Raw genomic sequence first — 22,352 nt, 5'->3', positions numbered from 1 at the left:
CAAACTTCATTTTAAAAGCGTACCATGCGAAATTTTATGTTAGTGGCGTTCCTTTGCGCCCATCTATGTGGTTGGTCACAACTGACCATTCCTCCGAACGATCCCACATCACATCCCAGCTATGCCGCCTATCTGGAAGCAGGAAGACTAAATAATCTTAATGCCCGATTGGTATCCGCAGGGGAACTTTTGGAGGTATATCCTGAAAATTCCAGAACCTTTGGTTGGATGGCAAGTGCCCTCTATGGAAACAATAGATCCGATGATGCCGTGATGTTCTCACAATGGGCTATGGCCTTTGACAGTTATAACCCCGAAACGGGCTTTTATGGGTTCACCTATTCCGTATTTGCCAATAGGCCAACCGAGGCCAAACTTTTTTTGGAAAACATGCAGTCCGTGGGCCAAGATCAGGCAACCATGCAACGGGACCACCGGGCTTTAAGCGATTATGTGAATTCCTTGGCCAAATACCCCCAATTGTCCACAACAGTGCAGATGGCGAACGGATTTCTATCGGACTACAACAACCGGAGCATAACTCGGGCAAAGGCAACTTTTGAAAACCTGGGCTCAAGTCTAGGGGCCACGTATGAAAACATTGCCCATAATGCCACTGCCGAAAAAATACTGGCCGATTGGGTAAATGCTGAAAAAGCAGTGGAGGAGGGACTGATCTCCAGGGCACTCTATGTGGATGCCTTGGCCTATATGGCCCAGTTATCGGAAAAAGTCAATTTTTCCTTTGGGCAAATATTGGAACCCCATCTCGAAAAGATCGTTTTTGATCAGAAAAACTATTCTTTGCCCTCAAGGTATAGGGCTTTTTTAAGACTGGTACGGGTGCAAGCGGCATTAAAACGGTGGGATAAGGTGTTGTCATCCAGTAGCTTCATGATCGATCAGCTCAAAGGAAAGGCGTCCTCCACTGCGGTGTTGGCAAAAACCTATTTCTATACGGTCATGGCCCTGACCGAGCAGCAAAAACACGATGAGGCTTCCCAAATTGCGGATGGCTACATCAATCTATTGCCCAAGCTGAAATCACCCGAATATGTCGCCGAGGCCTATTATGTGTTATTACGTGCCTACGCTTTCAACAAGGATGTGGAAAAAGGCAAGTCCGTACGCAAAAAGGCCCAGGAGTTCCTAAAAATTCCCGGGATGGAAAACCAGCCATACGCTGCTTTTGTGACGGACGGGCTGTCTGGTACAGAAAATATTCTTGGCGAAGGGGCTGTGGTCTTAACGGGCAATGCCTATAATGACGGCGTAACATTGGTGGGACTGAAAAAATATGTAGAAGCCGCCAAACAATTTGAAAAAGCCAAGGAAGAAGAAATCAAGGTATTGGAAGGTTTGTCCACTTTGGCACAAAGGGGCTATCTGGATAAGTTCCAACGGATCAATGGAATGTTGGCAGCCTCCTATTATGAGACCCGACAGTTCGATAAAATTTATGACGTCATCGAATCCAACCGATCCTATTCCCTTTTGAACGATAAAAGGAGCACGATAAAGCAACTTCCTTGGAAAGAGCTTCAGGCCGTTCTGGGAACCAATGAGGCCTATCTATCCTTCATCGATGTCTCCAAAGGAAGTACCTATGAAGGTACCTATTTGATGTGTTTGGTGCGCAAGAATGATGTCACCGTTAAATACAATAGATCTGCTGGGGCCTTTACCGATTTGTTGTCGGACGACAAAGAACTCATCGAACTGGAAAAGGAAATGGCCAAAAACGAATTTCGCCAGCCCAATCTGGACTACCTGAACGGGACGAAGACAAGAAAGGATGGGATGTTTGCACCTGGGGAATTCAAACTGATGACCCAATACCTTCGCAAACACATGGAGGCCAAAGTGGTGGATGGGCAATATGTGTTCTATCAAAAAGAGAAGATGCCGGACCTGCTCCGCAGATTTTATATCACGTTTGTAGATGGATTGGAGGAGAAATTGCAGGGCATCACCAAGCTCACCATCAGTCCGGAGGGATTGACAGCAACCATTCCTTTTGATGCGTTGATGGATGGTCAGGGCCGCTATCTGGCCGAGCGGTTCGAGATGGGTTACATCCCGAGTGCCTCCTTGCTGTTCAGCCTCAGAAAACAACCCAAAAAGAAGTTTGAAAAGAATGTTTTGGCCTTTGGAGGGGCCACCTATGAGCTACATTCGGCTCCCAAGGCACCTTTAAGTTCCATCGCCGACCTTGAGAAGTTGCGATACCGGGTTCGCGAAGACCTGGAAAAAGGTCTGCCCTTGGACTATGCCTTTGCTACCTTTCAAGGAAAAGAACCCATGAGCTTTTTGCAGGGAGGAAGAAACGAGGTGGTATTAATTCAGAAACAAGTACCGCTTACGGACACCCGACTCGATGATATGATGACGGAGAATGAACTCAAACGTATGAGTAAAGCCAATGAACTGGGCAAGTATAGGGCGCTCCATCTTTCCAGTCATGCCAGCGTGCACCCCTATGTGTTCGATTTGAGTTCCTTTGCCATGACGGTCAAACCCACACCTGTGGATGGGGAAGATGGCATGTTGGTCGTGGGTGAAGTGGAAAAACTGGACCTTCCCATCGATTTTGTGATGCTGAGCGCCTGCCAGACCGCCTTGGGCATTGAGTCGCCAGGTGATGGCATCAAGGGGCTCAACCAGGCTCTTTTCAATGCGGGGGTGAACAGCACCTTGACCTCCCTTTGGAGCGTGAGCGATTCGGGAACCATGTTTTTGAGCGTGGAACTCTATGATAGGATGTTCAACAAGATCATGGCAACACCCAAGGCCTTGGCCGAAGTGAAACGAAACTTTATCAAAGGGGTGTACGGCGACCAGACCCACCCTTATTTTTGGGCACCGTTCATCTATACTGGATATTGATAACATCCTGCAAAGACCTATTTCATGCCACTAAAGGAAAAATTACCGCTAGAGCCCGCTGATATCAAAAAGCTCAGGCGACAACTGTTTGCCATGCTGATATTCCCCGTGGTCGTGATCGGGATGTTCCTGCTGTTCATTTCCTTTGTGTTCAAGGATTTCAAGAACAGTTTTGTAGGGGATACCGTTGTGATGTATGTGTTCATCGGTTTTTGCCTGTTCTTTTTTGGCGTCATCGCCTATATGATCGGCACCACCACCATCGATCTGCGGCGCGGGATAAAACATCGCATCTCAGGGAAGGTAACGGACAAAAGACTCAACATACAGACCACGGGCGGAGGATCGGGAACGGGAGGGAAAACGAGGACCACCAGGCAGTATTATCTGTATCTGGATGATGAGGAGTTTTCGGTGGACTACAGGGAATATGCCAAAGTAAAGGTGGGGATGGATGTGGTGATGGACCGGGCACCCAAATCCAAAAGTACGCTCAAGCTCGATATTCTTTCCCTGTCCGATGCAGCAAATGATTCCCTTCCCCGTACGGAGTCGGATAGGTTCCTTGAAAAACGGATTCCACATACCCGCTATACCCAAAAAGATTTTGAGGCCCTTAAAAGAATTTGGTACGCAGCGTTGAAAAGACGTTTATTCTTGGCCGCTCCGTTTGTTTCCATAGGTATTTTATTGCTGGTCAGCGGGCTTTGGGGTTTTGCAGTGTTTCTTTTTCCACTTTGGGCGGTTCCCTTATACCAGGCTTTTCAACTTTATAGGGTCCATAGAAATTACCGAAGAAATACATTCAGTGCCCATAAAAAAGGGGTGGCCGCATTGGTGGAGGACAAAATAAGCATCACCTCCAACCGAAGGTCCAACTCGAACAGCATACGGACTAGCCAAGGAACAATCACAGTGAACACAATGTTGTACGACAAACTTTCCGCGGGAGACGGTATCACCATTTACTTCACACAATATGGAAACACGCCCATTAGCTTATTGACCATGGACCAAGAAGAATTTTACTTGGTATAGTGCAATATTGACCAAACCGATGACTCATGATGGGGATTGTTCTTTTGTTGATTGCATTGATCGGGCCAATGGTGTTGCTTTCCACTTTTCTGTATTTCCGTTTTCCGGACGAATCGGTGGGGCGTATGGATCGTTATATTCCCCCGCTGACCTCTGCTTTGGCCATTTGGGCGTTTTGCACCGGCTGGTTGTGGTTCTATCTCTTTAACCTGTATGTCAGTTTGCCGGTATTGTTGTTGGCCATCGGTATGCAGGGATATGCCAAGTCCAAGGACCTGAACCCGAAGCTACGTCGTATCAATGCCATATTGATCTGTGCCGCATGCGGTATTGGTCTCCTCGGCTATTTTTATTTTGATGTCTGATCAGAGGTAGATGGGGGCAATCAATACGGCAATTGCCGTATTGATTGCCAAAGGGTTCGGGTCTATGTTTGCTTCACTAAGAAGTATCAATCCAAACTTTAAAAACAAATGAAGAAAATAGCTTTTTCGATGGTACTGTTCCTGTTTGCCATCCTTGCCATTTCCGCCCAAACTGTGGGCGAAGTAAAGATCAAAACCCTTGGCCCAGCCAATCTCAGCTATAGAAAAAGCCCCAAAAAGGTGATGATCTCCGATTTTCAGGTCAATTACCAAACGGCCCTTAGTCTCGAAGATTCCAAAAAAGGGGGCAAGCTTTGGAGAGGAGGACTCAAGGGAGATGCAAAGGCATCGCTGACCTTGGTGCTGGATGGCCTTGATCCTGATGACCTCCAAAAATTGACGGATCGATTATTTCAGGACTATGTGGCGAATTTGAAATCCAAGGGTTTTGAGATTGCCCCAATTGAAGAACTCTGGAACAACAAGGCGTATGAAAAGAACCGTGAAAAAAGATGGGAACTCACAGCCGGCCAAGGACCTGAAAAGGGGAAGGAATTCGGTACCATCCTCACCAGGCCCACCACCCAGAAATTTGTGGTTCCGTTCAGGACCATGGGCAAAGATGCAATACCCCTTGCAGGCTTTGCCGATTATGCAGGGAACACGGAAAGCAGGGTAGTGAACCAAAAAACCGATTTCATCTTCAACAAGGTCGTTCTGGTGGTGAATGTTTTTGAGGACGGTCAAAGCGAGGTGTCAAGAACGCTGAACCGTCATGCAGGAAATGCGAGGGTAAAAGCGGAGACCACCTTTGTGATAAGTGAGGAAAGCAGCATCATGTTCGATATGGGCCACTTTGTGCCTCGGGGAGGGGTCGAAGTCTCTGGGGTCATGGAACGGCAAAAATTCGATGTGGCCCAAACCCCGGACCGGGACAAATTGGGAACCGACATGGGCGTGCTTCGCGTGTGGAGTGTGGACCATCAGGAAAAGGCCAATTATTCCATTATAAAGTGTGATCCCAAAAAATATTTGGAAGGTGCCGAAAAAGGGTTGAATGCTTACTTGGGTGCCGTGGTGCAAAAACTGGCGGACAAGGCCGATTAAATTTGAAAAATAAGTACGTCCCGCCTGAAAAATTATGCTATTTTTAGAAAATGTCCTCCATAAAAAACTTTTATACGCTACCGCTTGTACTGGTATTGATGTTGATCTGTTGCGCACCGCTTTCGGCACAAAGCTTGGAAGAGCAAATACGGGATTTAAAAGCTGAACTAGAGCAAAAATCGGGCGAGGACAAGGTAATGGCATTGAAAGACATAGGGATGAAGTTTCGTTCCATAGATTATGACAGTGCCTGGTATTATATCAAATTGGCCCATACCGAAGCCGAAAGGCAGCAAAATGATTATCTCGTGGCAAGGATTTTGGTATCGTTCGGGATACTTGAGAACGGGAAAGGCAATTCTGGCCAAGCGCTAAAATATTATCAAGACGCTTTGCCGGCCATTGAAAATTCAGAAGACCATTTTGCCATAGGGGCACTTTATACCAATATGTCCAATGCTTACGAAAAAACAGGCGAAGTGGACAAATCGGTTGCCTACCAATTAAATGCACTGAAAGAGTTTGAGGCTTCCCAAGATTCCATCTGGATTGCCGGAAGCCTCAATAATTTGGGCAGTAGATATCAAGCTGTCCATGAATGGGAACTCTCAGGGGACTATTTTCAGAAGGCCTTGGAACTTTACCAGCAATTGGGGCAAGAGTATTACGTAGCATTGACCTATAATAATCTGGCCAGTGTTTATCTACACTTTAAGGATTACGAAAAAGTCATAGAATACTCCGATAAGTCGTACCGTAGTTTTAATGCATTGGGTGCGCCATTCGAATCAGCATCGCCACTTTATAATTTGGGATATGGTTATCAAGGTATGAACGAATTGGACAAAGCGAAGGAATATTTTACCCAGGCCCTGCAAATACAGCAAGAAAAGGGCGATTGGTATGTGGCCGTCCATCTTAAAAATGACATAGCCAAAACACTCCTGATGCAAGGGAAGTTCCAAGAAGCAGAAAACTTGGCATTGGAAGCCTATGACGAAGCATTGGAGCATGAAATTGTTTTGGCGCAGGTGGAATTGTCGAAGACCCTGTCATCCGTAAGTGAAAGTATGGGAAAGTACAAGGATGCGTATGGTTACCTACAAATACATAAGGAGGTGCTCGACAGTCTGCAAGGTTTGGAAAGGACCAAGGAAGTGCTCAATCTGAAGGAAAAGTATGAGACCGAACAAAAAGAGAACGAAATCCTTCGCCAACAGAACGAACTGGTCGAAAGTGAACTGTCCATAAAAAAGCGCAACAATATGCTGATGGGCAGCGGAGCTCTTTTGGCAATACTGTTGATCGTAGGTTTTGTGGTGTTCCGGGAGCAAAAAATAAAAGCAAGGAACATGGCAAGGGAGACTGCTCTGGAAAAGGCCATGGCCGAAGCCAAGGCACAGGAAAATCTTAAGGAACAGCGTATACGAATTGCTCGAGACCTGCACGATAATATCGGTTCGCAGCTTACCTATTTGACCTCCATCACCGATTCGGCCAAACGGGGAATCGATAAAGGCGAGGTTTTCCTTATGGAAAAGCTCACCCAAATGAAACAATTTTCCTTGGTGACCATCTCGGAACTTCGGGACACCATTTGGGCCATGAACAAGGATGAGATCAGTTTGGAGGACATCAAGGAACGGATCCAGCAATTGGCGGCAACTGTTCATGAGGCAACAGATGATAAGATCAATGTGAAAATTGAGGGAACCCCGAACAATAAGGTGCTCAATGCCTTTGTGGGAATGAATCTTTTTAGAATTATTCAAGAATCCGTGAACAATGCCGTAAAATATTCAGGGAGTGAACATATTGAAGTCCGGTTTACTGATTTTGATAAAATGGTGCAGATTGAAATAGAGGACTTTGGAAAGGGTTTTGATACATCAAAGGAGTCGACAGGAAACGGACTTCATATAATGAGGAACAGGGCCGAAAAAGCCAGCATTTATTTCAATCAAGAAAGTATAATCGATAAAGGCACCAAGGTAACATTGCAGGTAAAAGCATAATTCTTTCACCATAAAAAGTATAGATTATGAACAAAATCAAGCTGGCCATAGTGGACGACAATACCTTCTTGGCTCGTGCCATTAAAGAGAAGTTGTCAGATTTTGAGGATTTGGACATTAAGTACATGGTCTACAACGGTAGTGAGTTGCTGTCCAAATTGGAAAAGAACCACAACCTTGATCTGGTGCTTATGGACATAGAAATGCCCGTGCTGGATGGTATAGAAACCGTTCGTATCGTAAAACAGAAATATCCCCACATTAAGGTGCTCATGCTTACCGTTTTTGATAATGATGAGAATATTTTCAACGCCATTCAGGCCGGTGCCGATGGGTATTTGCTGAAAGAGATTGAAGGACATAAGCTGTACAACGCCATTACCGAGACCATTGAAGGAGGCGCGGCAATGAGTCCTTCCATTGCGGTAAAGACCCTTAAATTATTACGATATCCCGAAAAACAAGAGTCACTGTCCGTACAGGAAGACGACGTTTCGTTAAGTTCACGTGAAAAAGAAGTATTGGAACAACTGGCGGAAGGGTTAAGCTATACCGTGATTGCCAATAATCTCTTCCTATCGCCAAGTACGGTAAGGAAGCATATCGAGAATATTTATAAGAAGCTTCAGGTCCACAACAAGTTAGAGGCTGTTCAAAAGGCTAGAAGACAAAGCCTTATATAATATACTCATACAAACCTTTGAACTTATTCATGGGCATGAAGGGTTAAATTATAGGAATTGACAAATAGTCAATATTTTATATTCAAACTATGGAAACCTCTGCTGAAACATGGGATCCGCGGAAATAGTTCGATTTTTTCTGGGCCTCCTTTAAGCTATTATTGTAGTTAGATCAAACATTGATAAAGTCTTCGATCCAACTAAATTTTTTCTGAATGATACCTTCCTTTCTATCCTTTAAATAATTCAAAAATGCCACGGCTACGGGAGATAGGTTTTTGGATTTCAGCCAAATGAGATTCCATGTTGTGGTGATGGGCAGACCTCTTACGGGAATTATTTTCAGCTCATTGTTTTTAAGGGCATTTTTGTTTCCGATAAGGGGCATGATCGAGCATCCCAGCCCTGAAATAACAGCTTGTTTTACAGCTTCATTTGAGGTAAGTTCGATCTTTTTGTGCACCGAATAATTGTTTTTTTCAATAAAGCTCTCCATGGCGTTCCGTGTGGCCGAGCCCGGTTCCCTGTAAATCAACGGAATTTTTTCAAACAGATATTTTTTGGATACCGCTTTTGGAAATTTCCTGTCATAATTGCTCACGTAGAACAATTTGTTGGGCATAAGCTCCACGGTGTCCACTTTTAACTTTTCCGGCAGCACGGAAACCAGGGCAAAATCAACTTCATTCAGTTCCAGGCTTCTTACTACTTTGGATTTGTTGGTCACATCCATAATAAGGTCCACTCCCTTGTTCTCTGTCATAAAATCGGCCATAAAATAGGGCATCACATATTTTCCCGTGGATACGACCGATATTTTGAGCCGACCCGATAGGTTTCCCTGATAGGCCATGGTCTTGTAATTGATTTCTTCGACCTGATTGATGATTTTTTCGGCAGCCCGTGCTATTTCTTTTCCAAAATCGGTGATAAACAATTGTCGCCCCACCACTTCGGTAAGTGGAATCGGGAACTGATCTTGAAAATTTTTAAGCTGTATCGATACCGCAGGCTGGGTCAAATGCAGCTCCTCGGAAGCTCTTGTAATGCTCTGTAATTCAGATATTTTTAAAAATATTTGGAGTTGGTGCAAAGTGTAATACATAAATATTATTAATGTATAATATTATAAATATAAATAAAAATTAATGAATTCTATATCTAAACTTTGCACCGGAAAAATTTTAAAAATCAAAAACTCATGGAAGCAAAAGTAGTATCGGAAGTTGTCAAAGATCAAAGAAAAATCCAGTTGGTGGATGGAACATTTACCCCAACGGAAGCATCGGATGTAATCACTGCCCTGATCGATGAAAAAATAAACTTTCACAAAATCCAAAGGTTGAAAATTTGGGAAGGCAATCATTTGGGAAAGACCAATTTGCTGGATAGCCGAATCGGGGAGTTGGAACAAGAAAAATTGACCGCTCGCAACATCATCGATCATGCCCGGGCCAAGGGAAAGCAAATCGTCATCAACGGAACATTGGAAATAAAGTACGTGGACTAGAACAATCGTTTCAGTTTTTGCAAATGCAAACAAATTCAAAATCCAAACACATGAAAAAAATATCCAACACCATTCAAACCTTCTTGGCCCTAGCCACTATGATAGCATTGATTGTGGTGTCCTATTTGAACGAATCCATTTTTATGGATCGAATTCTACCCTGTTGCTTTATACTGAGCGTAATCATGTTTGCAAGAATACGGGGAGGGGTCAACCGGATTGTCACAGAAGAGAAAGCACAATAACCATTTTTTTAATCTGAATCGAACAAGAATGACTCAAATAACGAACATACTCCCATCACGTTCCGAAAAGTACAAAGCGACCGGGTTGACCCCGGTTTTATTTTGGCTGTTTTTTATGGGACTATTGATTTTTGGAATAATAAATTACCCGGACATACCGGAATGGAAATGGGGAAATCTGTTTAGAATCAATGGATTTACTGTACTGTTATCCACCATTGTAACCTTTTTTTGTGCCATAATCAGCACCTATGCTAACTCCTATTTTAAACACAGTGGGCAAAAGGCCAAGTTTATGTGGTTGTGTATCGGCTTTACCGCTTCGGTGATATTGTTTTTGATATCCGACCACATGGTCCCATTGCTACTGGGTTGGTTCTTGATGGGTGTTGTTATGTCCTCATTGATCGGGCTGGACGCTGGATGGGGCGAAGCACGGGAAGCCAGGCGCTTGGCCCAGCAATATTTTTTGGCCAGTGGAGTGTTTTTAAGCTGTGGACTTCTTTTTTTAGCGGCTTACCATAACGTCATTACATTGAGCGGTCTGATGGTATCAGTGAAACAAACGCCCTATCCCTTAATTGTAGCCTCCGCTTTATGCATCATTATCGCGGCACTGATACAATCTGCCATATTTCCATTCCATAAATGGTTGCTTTCATCCATGACGGCGCCAACACCTGCATCGGCACTCATGCATGCCGGGTTTGTCAATGGATCGGGAATTTTATTGACCCTTTTGGCCTATATCATTCTTGAGTCGCACACCATGAACCTTTTGTTCATCATAGGGGGAATGGCAGCAATTGCGGCCCAATTCGCAAAATTGATTCAGGTCAACGTAAAACAACGTTTGGCATGCTCCACCATGGCCCAAATGGGTTTTATGATCATGCAGTGTGGTCTTGGTTTTTTCAATGCGGCCATAGCCCACTTGATTTTGCACGGATTTTATAAGGCGTATTTGTTCCTGTCTTCTGGAGAGGGAGTAAAACAATCAACCCCCGCGCAGCCGCCTGTTATCCGCATTAAATGGTTTGAGGCCTTGATTGTCCTTATCTACAGTGTTGTTGGGGCCTTCATTTTTACTAGATTGACAGGTAAGGGCATGGAATGGGACAGTGGAATCTTTCTAACATTGATAGCCTCCATTGCTGTCGGACAGGCAACCTATAATATCGTAAAGCAACATATTTTCACAGGAATCCAGAAGCTGATTTTGCCACCAATCCTTTTTGTTGCGGGAATCGGGGCCTATGCCTTGATGTACAACTGGGTAACCACATTTATGACAGGTATGGAGGTAGTGGCTGCTCCATCGCCCCTATCACCATTGCAAATTGGCTTTGGACTCATATTCCTGGTTGGTTTTTTCCTTATGAAGTTGGGCGTGTATCGTCAAATACCATGGCTCTACGTCAAATTAATGAATATGTCCCAAGCTAACAAAAACACAATCTTAATGTATAAAACGAAAATCCAATGAATCCAAACTCATTTGAATTAGTTATCGAAAAGGCTTCCAATTATGTGGGCAATACTTGGCCCTTGTATTCTTTTGTAACATCCAATCCTCTGAGCGGGTACGAAAAGGTATCTTTTCCCACAGCCGTTAAAGAGGTGCAAAAAATGTTGGGGGCGTCGGTGTATCCAAAAGGTACTTTGTACAGGAATGCTTTGGACAATGGAGACATCGAGATATCGGAACTCAAAGATCTGCTGCAAAAAAGCGGTTATAAAAAATCGCCCGGACACTATTTGCAATTAATGGAACGTCAACAGAGTTCTGATATAAAAAATCCCCACCATGTTTTGGATAGACGGATGGTAAAATGGCTTTCGGCTTTTTTGGACGAGGGCTTGGCCGAATGGGAAATGCCCTTTAAAGAGCTTGGGTTTTATAACGCATGGAGGAAGTTGGCATCCTATGACGAACACCTTGGCTCGATAAATATGAGCGAGATCCCAAAAACTCCGATAGAAACCTTGGAAAGTCTATTGGCCCGTTTTTCCGATGAAGAGATTCACGATATTGTAAAGTTTCATTTGGCAGCGTTGCCCGGCTGGACGGGTTACATCAAACACCGCGGCGCAAACCAATCCCTATGGCAGAAGAAGTATCCCATTGATTTGGAACAGTACCTCGCCGTGCGCCTGTGGTCCGCCAAACAGTTGGGCATGGAACTTTTGCCCGAAACAAAGGCTACGGAAACCGACCATGAGATGATGGAACTTCAGCATATCTGGTTAAAAGCTTGGGAGAAAAGTTGGCAAATGGAATTGGTCCGGATGCTGAAGGACGCACCGAAGGAAGAAGAGTCCTATGGCACTGAACCTGACATGCCCGATGCGCAATTGGTCTTTTGTATCGATACGAGATCTGAGTTGATCCGAAGGCATGTGGAGTCCGCTGGTAATTATGAGACATTTGGCTACGCAGGATTCTTTGGAATAGCGATGGATTATGAAAATACCAAAGATGATGTGGTGCAAAAATCCTGTCCCCCCATCGTGGATTCTAGTTATAAAGTCTTCGAGGTGGCCACGGATGAAAATCAAACCAAAAAGAAAAGTATGGACCAAAAGGTGGAAAACACCAAATTTTGGAACTACTTCTTAAAGCGGATGAAGAACATGCTCCCATCAACCTTTGGTTTTGTTGAAGGATCGGGCCTATATTATGGGTTGAACCTTGTTGCGAGGACGATTGCTCCGGCAGGGAGGAAACGAAAAAAGCCCGGTTACGAGAACATTTGTGAACCGGAACTTCGGAACGCCCATTCCAATGCGTCCATATCGATTGCGGATCAGGCGGCAATTGTAAAATCTGGATTTGAGCTGATGGGCTGGAAATCCTTTGCTCCGGTCGTGATTTTTGTAGGACACGGAAGTCATTCGGCCAATAATCCATTTGCATCAAGTTTGGATTGCGGAGCCTGCGCAGCAAGCCCCGGAAGGCACAATGCGCGGATGCTGGCCAAAATGACAAATAACCTTCAGGTCAGGGAATTCCTCTCTTCGGAACATGGTATTGATATTCCAAGCTCCACCATATTTGTTGGGGCGGAACACAATACCACAACGGATGAGATAGAACTGTTTGATTCCCAAGTACCAGAATCACATCAAAATCACATGGTCAACATAAAAAAGAATCTTGTAAAAGCGCGGGCTTCTGCCACCCAGGATAGGCTTGGCGCCATTAAAAACAGTGTTGGCCTTGCAAGAATAAACGCAACCAATTGGGGGGAGACCAGGCCCGAATGGGGGCTTGCCAAAAACGCAAGCTTTGTTATCGGACCAAGGAAAACCACAATGCACCATAACCTTGATGGCCGTTGCTTTCTCCACTCCTACGATTGGAAAATGGATAAGGAAGGGAGGGCATTGGAAGCAATTATGCAAGGGCCTATGGTGGTCACACAATGGATAAACAACCACTACTATTTTGCCACTGTGGACAATGAAAAATTTGGGGCAGGAACCAAAACGACCCACAACATAACCGGACAGTACGGCGTTGTTCAAGGCAACGGTGGAGATCTTAAAATGGGTCTGCCTTGGGAGTCGCTTTACGAATCGGAGGATAAGGCGCATCATACACCGTTCAGACTAACCGTTGTCATTCAAGCTCCGAAGGAAAGAGTCAACGCCATCGTTGACCGAAATAAAAATATAAAATCGTTATTGGAGAATGAATGGATCTATCTGATCATTATGGACCCACAAGATAATATTGATGTGCTTTGGAACAAGAATCAGATTTTGCAAACAAGAATGGATGAAGAAGCGGACTCATTGAAAGAGAAAATTAAGATACAGTCAGTTGAAGCACTGAACATTGCTTAAAACAAATAATTGTTAGTTTTTTGTATGGCCCACTTGATTTATTTTTTTGCCTAATTCATTCCAAGATTCTCATATGTTACTATTACTTTACCGTAAGATATTATCAAAGATACCCTGGATTAAAATTTGATTCAAGCTATTTTTAGGACAGGTTTAATATTTTATAGTTTATTTTGGAGTCTACGGAGACAGAAGACTATTATTGGTCTGTAATTCAGTTAGTAACAAAACATGAGCAAGATAAAAGCCAGTAAAAATAGGGGGGTAGCGAATGGAGTTCAAATTCTTCCGCAATCACTGGAAAATCAAGGCTTTAAAGATTGAATTCTTTAAGGCCTTTTTTATTTGCACTCAATTTGCACTCAAATTTTGGTTAAATATGGGGTATTACATATCGATTTAATATCAGATATTGCCAATTTTACAGAATAGCAACTACTATTCAATACTGTTTTAGTATGGATAACTAGAGCTGTAAGTGTTTGGCCATCCATGGAGGAAAGTCTCTCAAAAGAGGTGATGTGGTACAGGTAATGGAAGCCATTACTTTTGGGAACAAACTGCTGCCTGCGCGTATCAAGGTGGATAATGGAAGTACATTCATCAGTAAGGTATTGGACAAGTGGACCTATAAAAATAAGGTCGAACTGGACTTCTCAAGGCCAGGAAAATCAACGGAGAATCTTTTATCGAAAGTTTCAATGGATTATTTAGGGATGAGTGCCTGAACGCTAATTGGTTCTTCTCTTTGGAGGATGCCCAGGAAAAGTTCGATATTTGTAAAGAGGCCCATAACAATTATATACTGCATAGCTCGCTCGTTGGGAGACATGTCTTCCAATGAGCACATCGAAATGAATGAAAACGGCCCGGATTCTCTAGTTATGACCGGCACTTAATTTTGGTAGGAGATCAAAAAAATGTTATCTATTGAAAATATCAAATCCATATTTGGATAGCCCCATTTTTTCATTTATTAAAAATTAAGCCCATGGACAAAGGTGAGAGAAACAATATCGAATATCAACGAATCAAAAAACTAAGCGAGTTAGATCTTGACTATAGAAACCTTCAAGAGGAGTTCCAAAGCTTGGTCGAATTGGCGGCCCATATTGCAGGTACGAACATTTCCCTTATCAATTTGATCGATAACCATTCGCAGTGGACGGTATCATCTTATAATTTCGAATTGTTCGAGATAGATCGTGAAGAATCCATATGTCAATATACCATACAATCTGAGAACGCAATGGAAGTCCAACATCTTGGTAAAGACACTCGCTTCAAGGACAAACCCTATGTTAAGGAAGATGGATTCAAGTATTATCTGGGTTTCCCACTCATGGTGGAAACGGGGGAAAGCATTGGAGCTCTTTGTGTAATCGACTATCAGGAAAAGAACATATCGGAAGAAAAGAAAAAACTCCTGCGGCTTGTTGCGGACGAAATCGTAAAGAAGCTGGAGAACAAAATGAAATTGGACGTATTGCAAGATCAGTTGGACAGGGCTATCGTCCAACGTAATCAAATAGCGCACGATGTTAGAGGTCCGATTGGAGGTATCCTTGGGCTTGCATTAAGTGCCGAAAATGAAACGCTAGAACAGAGTGAGTTCGATTTGTACTTAGAAATGATAAAAAGCTCTGCAGCCAAGCTACTCGACTTGACCGATGATATTCTGGAAAGACAAAAAGAGCAGCTTAAAGAAAATTATTTCACTCTTTCAGAATTCAAAAAACATTTGGAAGACCTTTATGCCTTACCGGCCTTGAACAAAAAGATTGATTTTGCAGTGGTCTTCAACAAAGAAAAAAACCACTACAGTTTTCCAAGAAAAAAACTTCTTCCCATTGCAGGGAACATTATCGCCAATGCCATCAAGTTTACGGAACCAGAAGGAAGAATAGCTGTAAACCTTGATATAATCGATGCAAAAGATAACGTATCCCTGCTGATAGAAGTGAAGGATAATGGTAAGGGTATCCCAAAAGAAAAGCTGCAAAATTTAAGGAAGACAGGTGTTTTGAGTGAGCGTGGCACCAATGATGAAAAAGGATATGGCCTGGGACTTCAACTTGTCATTGAAATGGTGGACAGTATCAAAGGGATGTTAACAATTCAATCGGAAGAGAACAAGGGCACTACTGTTAAAATAACCATACCTATAGGAAGTCATTGATTTCTGTCTATTCGCAAGAAAATGAATTTCATCACTCATCTGTTTGATGGTCTGATCAGGAACAAGTTCCAAGACCTAATTTATAATGATTAAAAAAGGTATTTATATTATAGGTTCCTAGTATCCTGATTTGTGTACTTCTGTAGCCAACAAGGCTACCTCGACCAGAGAAAATGCTCATTTGCAGCTCCAATACACTCTAAAATTTAACGTTATTAAAGGTTTTGTAATCAGTTGTTTAAATCATTCTTTTAAGATTTATTTAAAATTAATCTAATTAAAATTTGCGACAAAAAATGGTTCGCTTTAAATTCGCAGCCAATTATTTAGAATAGATATAAATAAATTCAGAATGAATAAAATTTACTTGTTATATTTCTTTTTGTTGGGAGCGTTCAGCATAACTTTTGGCCAAAATTCTTCCGTTCAAGGAAAAGTTATCTCCGATGCAGGAGTGCCAATTGCAAATGCCAATGTTATTATTTTAAACTCTAATATTGGTACGGTTACCGACGATAATGGTGTTTATAGAATAGAGGGTATTGCACCGGGCAACTATATTGCACAAGCTTCCTATATTGGCTATGAAACTATTGAAAACCCAATCACCTTAAAGGAAGGAACCTTCTTAGAGTTGAATTTTATCTTAAGCGAATCAGCTACACAATTGCAAGGAGTTGAGATAATCGGCAGAAAGGAAAGAAATTACAAAAACACAACATCATTTGTTGCTACAAAATCAGCCACCAAACTGGTTGATGTGCCACAGGCAGTGAGTTATGTGACAAAAGAAGTCATTTTGGACCAAGCAGCGTTTACGGTCAATGATGTAGTTAAGAATGTTAGTGGTGTTAACCAGTTTTCATTTTATAATGATTTGACCATGAGAGGATTTCGTGTTCAAGGACAACGTAATAGTAGCATACTTTTAAATGGTTCTCGAATGATGACCAGTTTCTGGAGCCAACAGATTATTCCGCATGTTGAACGAGTTGAAGTTATAAAAGGCCCAGCATCTGCTTTGTTTGGAAATGCGTCACCCGGGGGAACCATAAATACAGTTACCAAAAAACCTTTGGAAACAACCAAACAATCCATCAGTGCCAGTATGGGCAGCTTCAACACTTTTAGATTATTGTCCGACTTCACAGGACCGATGACCAAAGACAACAAACTGCTGTACCGTTTAAATATCGGGTATCAAAACACGGATGGTTTTAGGGATTTGCAATTCAACAAGAATATTGTTGTTGCTCCCTCATTTTCATTTATTCCAAACGAAAAGACTCGTTTGAACTTCGATGTGGTCTATCAGGACAACAAAGGGCGCTTGGATCGTGGACAGGCAGTTTTTGGGGACGGGGATCTTTACTCAACACCAATAACAACATCTTTAAGTGCAGAAAATGACTATTTGAACGAACAAAACTTAAATGTTACATTATCGTTCCAGCATAAGTTCAATGAAAACATAAGTTTTAACAGTACCTATCTGAATTCCTCTTATGATGAAGACTTATTGGAGCATAGGACCGCCAATAACTTTTTAGCGTTAGGTGATGGTTCTTTTGATATTACCCAAGTGGCCATGAGGGTGTTTATTCGTAAGCGATCTTGGAACAATCAGAACTTTACGAACTACCTCAATTTTGATTATGACCTTGGTGACATAAAGAATAAGCTTTTGGTGGGTTACGATTATTTTCAGCAAGAGCTTGAACCCGGAGGTTCGCAATTGGAAGCAAACGCCTATCTTCTACAAAATGGAACCGCAACCAATTCCTTCAATGTCGCCAATATTGATAATTATGTGCTTGACGAGGATGGAAACCCTGTTGCCAATGTAGCTCCTTTTGATTTGACCTCTACGAACGGGAATGCCATGCGGGACATGAGCAATTACGTTTATTCTATTAGAAACTACGATAGATACAAACAAACCGGTAATGGTATTTATCTACAAAACCAGTTCACCTACAAAAAGTTCAATCTTTTGGTGGGCCTTCGGTACGATGATTTTACCGATTACTTAAATTACAATACCGATGCGGAAGAAAAAGTAAGACAGGATGCTTTTTTACCAAGAATAGGTATGGTCTATAAGGCTACGCCTAACATAAACTTCTACGGTACTTGGGTTAAGGGATATCAACCCCAAACAGCGACCGAAATAAATAATCCCGAAGCTGGAGGACCTTTTGATCCTTTGACCAGTGAATTGTTCGAAGCAGGAGTAAAATCCGAGTGGTTCAACAAAAGGCTGAGTGCTACTTTGGCAGTTTACAGCCTAAACCAAAAAGGAGCTTTGTACAACGCCAATGATTCCAGCAACTCCGATTTATTACAACAGGTTGGTGAAGAAAAATCGGAAGGTGTGGAGGTTGATGTTTATGGACAGATTATGCCCAATTGGAGTGTTATTATGAACTACGCCTACAATCATGCATATTTTACCGAAGCGGATGAATCCACAATCGCTATTTTTGGCAATCAAAAACCAAATGCACCCAGAAATACCTTCAATTTTTGGACAAAATATATCATTGATAGAGGCGATTTTAATGGTTTGGGCTTTGGACTTGGTTACGATTACGTAGGGGAACGAAACGGTTCCATTGTAAGAGACCCAGAGTTGATTCCTATTTTTCCAAGCTATGGATTGGTCAATACAGCGGTTTATTATCAGGTTGATAAATTTCAGATACAATTGAACTTTAATAATGTGTTCGACAAGACGCATTGGGTAGGAGGATATGATTTCTTGAGAGCCTTCCCTGGGAGGCCCCGAAATATTATGGCAACAGTCTCATATACATTTTAGAATTGAAATTATCAAAAAAGAAACTTTTTAAAATCCACAGTTGGATCGGAACCAAGTTGAGCATACTATTTTTTATAGTATGCTTTTCTGGTACTATTGCGACCCTTAGCCATGAGTTGGACTGGCTTTTTATTTCAGAAATAAGGGCAAAGCCACAAAAGGAGTTTGCTTCGAGAAATACAATTCTCGCCAACCTTGAAAAGCAATATCCAGAAGGTCAGGTTTCTTATTGGATGCGTACGGAGGAACCCTACTTGTGCGATATTATTTACATGAAGGACAACGGCAGACAGACCTATGTCTTTGCAAATCCATATACAGGAAAAATTCAGGGGAATGCCAACCTCACTTTTCAACGCTTTTTTAGGGACCTGCACTATTTTTTATTCATGCCTTTTTATCAGTTTGGATATTTTATAGTATTGAGCTTTGCCTTTCTGCTGCTGATCTCCTTTTTAACGGCTTTGTTCTTCTATAAAAAATGGTGGCGAAAACTGTTTGTACTTGAAGTAAAAAAAGGACCGCTAGTGTTTTTCAGAAGCCTCCATAGATTGATCGGGTTATGGTCGATTCCGTTCTCCATATTGTTTTCGATTACGGGAATATGGTATTTTATAGAACGAGCAAACATCACCGATGTGCGTATAAAAGTCAATCCCAAACTCCCCAAACTGGAAAACTATACAGTTACGGATAGTATGGACCTCGCTTATGATATTGATTATGATAAAGTTGTCAATGTAGCACAAAAAGCAATTCCGCATTTCAGGGTAGAAGACATGAACATACCTACTGATTATGAAAGCCCTGTTTATCTAAGGGGCAAATCAGATGTGCCATTGGTTCGGCAGCGTGCCAATAGGGTTTATGTAAATCCATATAATTATGAAGTGATCGGAGTTCAAAATGCTCAAACAATAAGTAAAACTATGTGGGTCAATGATATCGCCGACCCGCTGCATTTTGGATATTGGGGAGGATTGGTGACCAAGATTATATGGTTTTTTATGGGCTTGGGGATATCATCGTTAGTGCTATCAGGTATATGGATTACCCTAAAGCGAAGAGCAATTCAAAGGAAGAAACAGCACAAACCCATTTTGGGCAAATGGAAATTTATAAACTGGGGTATATATATTTTTATGATGGTCAGTATGTATGTGCAATTGGTTTGTCGTTATCATACCTCGGTTACTGGTATAGTAGTTATAAGCTGCGGTTGGATATTGGTTTTGCTGCTTACCTATTATGTTTTTGTTTACCATCTGAACAAGGTTGTAAATACAGGGCAGAATAAAATATGATGTTCAGGTTCAATATTTTCTGTAAAAACAGGCGGTGCTACTTTTTTCATAGATATCAATAAAAGGCATTTGCACCTATTTGTATTTATAAAACAATGCCAGTTATGTTTGCAAGTCTAGCATATGTTGCTGTCACTTTTTGGATTGGGATAATTGTCCGATTGGTCTTCGGCGGTGTTATCCAAGCAAGCAAAGTCCTTTTCAACCAATAACGAAAGCTGTTTTCCGTTGGGTAAATCCATTGTGCCGCTAAAACCAACCTTATCCGAAATGTCCCATCCCGATTGTTTCTTATCGTCCAGGTACAGGGTAATGGTATTTTCCTCATAAGAGGCCTCTAGGCTATCAATGCCTTTCTTAGCTTTTAGCACATAACTGAATACACTATGGCCAAAATCTGTGTTTTCCTTGAACATTCCTGTTTTGCAAAAGGTTTCCACTTCGGTCTTCGTCAATCTGTACCGTATCGAATTTCCTTTTATCCTAATCTTCATACGTTTCTTTTTTTGGCTTTTGGGTCTCGTTCAAATTGTAATTGATGGTAACACGTGTTCCTTCACCGGGGTTGGAATTGATGAACAATCTACCGTTTATGTAACTGATGCGCTCCCTCATAAAAAATACGCCCATTCCGCCTTCACTGTTGTTTTTTGGAGGACGGTCCAAAACGGTCGGGTCAAAACCTTTGCCGTCATCATCTATCACCACGCTCAACAAATTGTCCGTATGGTTTATGGAAACCAAAATATAGTTGGCATCCGCATATTTAATGGCATTGTTCACGGCTTCTTGTGTAACCCTGTAAATATTGGTTTCCGCCAACGAATCAAAACGGATGTTCTGTTCTGCCTTGTTCTCGAACAAAATGTTCTTTCCCGTTAATTTACTCAATTCCGAAGTCATTTTTTGCAACGCGGGAAAAATACCGTGGTCGCCCAATTCGGGAGGAGTAAGATTAAAGGTGGCGGTGCGCACCCCTTTGATCAAATCGGAAGTAAGCTCTTTTAGGTAAGCTATTTTTTCTTTTGTGCGCTCCTTTTGGTCCAAGTTGATGGATTCGATATTGAACCGTAACGCCGTAAGCATTTGCCCAATGCCATCATGGATGTCCTTGGCGATACGTTTCCGTTCCTCTTCCTGACCTTCCACGATAAGACTGGCCTGTAATTGTTTCTGGCGCATACGATCCTCATAATTTTGAAGCGTAAGTTGTTCTACCTTTTCTTGATTGTTCTTGCGCTCAGTTATATCAGAACATAACAGCAAAACACTTTGCTTTAGGCTTGTTTGGTGCATGGGAATAATGGACATGTCCAACCACAATTTGTTGCCCGCTTTGGTCTTGATTTCAATTTCCTCCGTTCTGATGCTCTTTCGGGGTTTCGTCAAAATCTCTCCAAGATATTGCTGTTGTCCTTCATCGGTGGTCAATATTTCGGAAAGATGTGTGTTGGGGGGAATGTTGGATTCCTCCAGAAGGGTCAAGAATTTTTTACTGATGAAAACAACGGTGCCATCACTACGGGCACTTGCAAAGAGTGCGGCATTGTCAATAACAAAGTTCAGTTCTTTCAACTCTTGTAGCGAACGTTCCTTTTCTTCGAATATTTTTTTGATTTCCTCGGCGTCTTGCTCCGATTGTAACTGACTTTTAACCAGATTACGTATGGTTTCCTTGATTTGAATTGACAATGGCCTGAAGATAAACAGGACCTCCAAAATCAAAATCAATAGAGAAAAACACAACAAAAGGTATTCCTTCACCTTAAGTTTTTGCAATCGCTCCTTACTGATGGTATCATATTCATTGACAATGGCGTCCATTTTTTCTAAAAAGGGACCTTCATTGGCCAACAGAACATCCAATGCTTGCCCAGAAGCATCTTTTTGGGAAAGCATTGTTTTTACAGCGTCGACCATAGCACTATGGTGTATGGAAAGCTCATCAAAATGCTCTAGAATGGACACATTGTCCTCTTTGGGAAGCCCAATACTGTCGTTCCCCATTTGAAGCCCTTCGTGGGATGTCTTCCAGATATAAAGCGTACTGTTCAGTTCTTTTAAAAGCTCCTGTCGCTCGTTTTCCTCAAGATTTTCTTGGTTGAGCAACAAAGCCTCCTTGACCAATTTTTGGCTGTAGGCACGTTGTCGACCCGCCACGTTGATTACTCGGGAGTCGTTCAGTTGGGAGTTGAGGTGCTGTTGGATAAGGATTTGGGCTATGATAATGGTAAGGGCAATGGCCGATAGTGCCAATAGATACCACTTTCGGATTCTCAAGAAGGTTGAGACCTCCAATGTTTGCTGCTGATTGCTCCTTTTCATTTGTTTATCGGCGCCCATTTTAGGC

At 42.3% G+C, this 22,352-nt stretch carries 18 protein-coding genes; 15 read left to right on the top strand and 3 right to left on the bottom strand.

The window, feature by feature from the left end; genetic code table 11:
• The first annotated feature begins 24 nt into the window (after positions 1-24).
• The 6 genes from J0656_RS05110 (at position 25) to J0656_RS05085 (ending at position 8,094) form a co-directional block, all read left to right on the top strand.
• Positions 25-2,886, top strand: coding sequence for a CHAT domain-containing protein (locus J0656_RS05110; RefSeq protein ID WP_207032012.1), 2,862 nt, complete (start codon positions 25-27; stop codon positions 2,884-2,886).
• 24 nt (positions 2,887-2,910) lie between these two features.
• A complete protein-coding gene (locus J0656_RS05105; RefSeq protein ID WP_207032011.1) occupies positions 2,911-3,924 on the top strand; it encodes a hypothetical protein in 1,014 nt (337 codons plus the stop codon).
• A gap of 26 nt (positions 3,925-3,950) precedes the next feature.
• Positions 3,951-4,289 (top strand): hypothetical protein, encoded by a 339-nt coding sequence (locus J0656_RS05100; RefSeq protein ID WP_207032010.1) that lies wholly within the window; start codon positions 3,951-3,953, stop codon positions 4,287-4,289.
• 108 nt (positions 4,290-4,397) lie between these two features.
• Complete coding sequence (locus J0656_RS05095; protein ID WP_207032009.1) at positions 4,398-5,396, top strand: hypothetical protein; 999 nt, start codon at positions 4,398-4,400, stop codon at positions 5,394-5,396.
• A gap of 50 nt (positions 5,397-5,446) precedes the next feature.
• A complete protein-coding gene (locus J0656_RS05090) occupies positions 5,447-7,411 on the top strand; it encodes a tetratricopeptide repeat-containing sensor histidine kinase (protein ID WP_207032007.1) in 1,965 nt (654 codons plus the stop codon).
• A gap of 26 nt (positions 7,412-7,437) precedes the next feature.
• On the top strand, positions 7,438-8,094 hold the full coding sequence (locus tag J0656_RS05085) for a response regulator (protein ID WP_207032006.1): 657 nt from the start codon (positions 7,438-7,440) through the stop codon (positions 8,092-8,094).
• 172 nt (positions 8,095-8,266) lie between these two features.
• On the opposite strand, the gene J0656_RS05080 is transcribed toward J0656_RS05085, so the two are convergent.
• Positions 8,267-9,199: a LysR family transcriptional regulator gene (locus J0656_RS05080; protein ID WP_207032004.1), complete on the bottom strand. Its 933-nt coding sequence runs from the start codon at positions 9,197-9,199 to the stop codon at positions 8,267-8,269.
• Between the two features lie 96 nt (positions 9,200-9,295).
• Between J0656_RS05080 and J0656_RS05075 the strand changes: the two genes are divergently transcribed.
• From J0656_RS05075 to J0656_RS05035, 9 genes are all read left to right on the top strand, one after another.
• Positions 9,296-9,604: a hypothetical protein gene (locus J0656_RS05075; protein ID WP_207032002.1), complete on the top strand. Its 309-nt coding sequence runs from the start codon at positions 9,296-9,298 to the stop codon at positions 9,602-9,604.
• Between the two features lie 50 nt (positions 9,605-9,654).
• Positions 9,655-9,849, top strand: coding sequence for a hypothetical protein (locus J0656_RS05070; protein WP_207032001.1), 195 nt, complete (start codon positions 9,655-9,657; stop codon positions 9,847-9,849).
• 28 nt (positions 9,850-9,877) lie between these two features.
• Positions 9,878-11,335: a proton-conducting transporter transmembrane domain-containing protein gene (locus tag J0656_RS05065; protein WP_207031999.1), complete on the top strand. Its 1,458-nt coding sequence runs from the start codon at positions 9,878-9,880 to the stop codon at positions 11,333-11,335.
• On the top strand, positions 11,332-13,698 hold the full coding sequence (locus J0656_RS05060; protein WP_207031997.1) for a DUF2309 domain-containing protein: 2,367 nt from the start codon (positions 11,332-11,334) through the stop codon (positions 13,696-13,698). The genes J0656_RS05065 and J0656_RS05060 overlap by 4 nt, the downstream gene beginning before the upstream one ends.
• A 482-nt stretch (positions 13,699-14,180) precedes the next feature.
• Positions 14,181-14,426, top strand: coding sequence for a hypothetical protein (locus J0656_RS20430; protein WP_207031996.1), 246 nt, complete (start codon positions 14,181-14,183; stop codon positions 14,424-14,426).
• The gene (locus tag J0656_RS20425; protein WP_207032230.1) at positions 14,369-14,542 is read left to right on the top strand and encodes an integrase core domain-containing protein; all 174 of its coding nucleotides are present in this window, start codon (positions 14,369-14,371) and stop codon (positions 14,540-14,542) included. Before J0656_RS20430 ends, J0656_RS20425 begins: the two co-directional genes overlap by 58 nt.
• A 147-nt stretch (positions 14,543-14,689) precedes the next feature.
• Positions 14,690-15,877, top strand: coding sequence for a GAF domain-containing sensor histidine kinase (locus tag J0656_RS05045; protein ID WP_207031994.1), 1,188 nt, complete (start codon positions 14,690-14,692; stop codon positions 15,875-15,877).
• A 352-nt stretch (positions 15,878-16,229) separates the two neighbouring features.
• A complete protein-coding gene (locus J0656_RS05040) occupies positions 16,230-18,698 on the top strand; it encodes a TonB-dependent receptor (protein ID WP_207031992.1) in 2,469 nt (822 codons plus the stop codon).
• Positions 18,699-18,700: 2 nt separating this feature from the next.
• A complete protein-coding gene (locus J0656_RS05035) occupies positions 18,701-20,002 on the top strand; it encodes a PepSY-associated TM helix domain-containing protein (protein ID WP_207031990.1) in 1,302 nt (433 codons plus the stop codon).
• Between the two features lie 116 nt (positions 20,003-20,118).
• On the opposite strand, the gene J0656_RS05030 is transcribed toward J0656_RS05035, so the two are convergent.
• Together J0656_RS05030 and J0656_RS05025 are read right to left on the bottom strand one after the other, a co-directional pair.
• A complete protein-coding gene (locus tag J0656_RS05030) occupies positions 20,119-20,496 on the bottom strand; it encodes a DUF7009 family protein (protein ID WP_207031988.1) in 378 nt (125 codons plus the stop codon).
• A complete protein-coding gene (locus tag J0656_RS05025) occupies positions 20,486-22,345 on the bottom strand; it encodes a PAS domain-containing sensor histidine kinase (protein WP_237688849.1) in 1,860 nt (619 codons plus the stop codon). Before J0656_RS05025 ends, J0656_RS05030 begins: the two co-directional genes overlap by 11 nt.
• Between the last annotated feature and the right edge of the window lie 7 nt (positions 22,346-22,352).

The sequence above is a fragment of the Flagellimonas aurea genome, assembly GCF_017313785.1.
GTDB lineage: Bacteria > Bacteroidota > Bacteroidia > Flavobacteriales > Flavobacteriaceae > Flagellimonas > Flagellimonas aurea.
The sequence above is the reverse complement of the archived record's forward strand: the minus strand, read 5'-3'. Positions and strand labels throughout refer to the sequence as shown.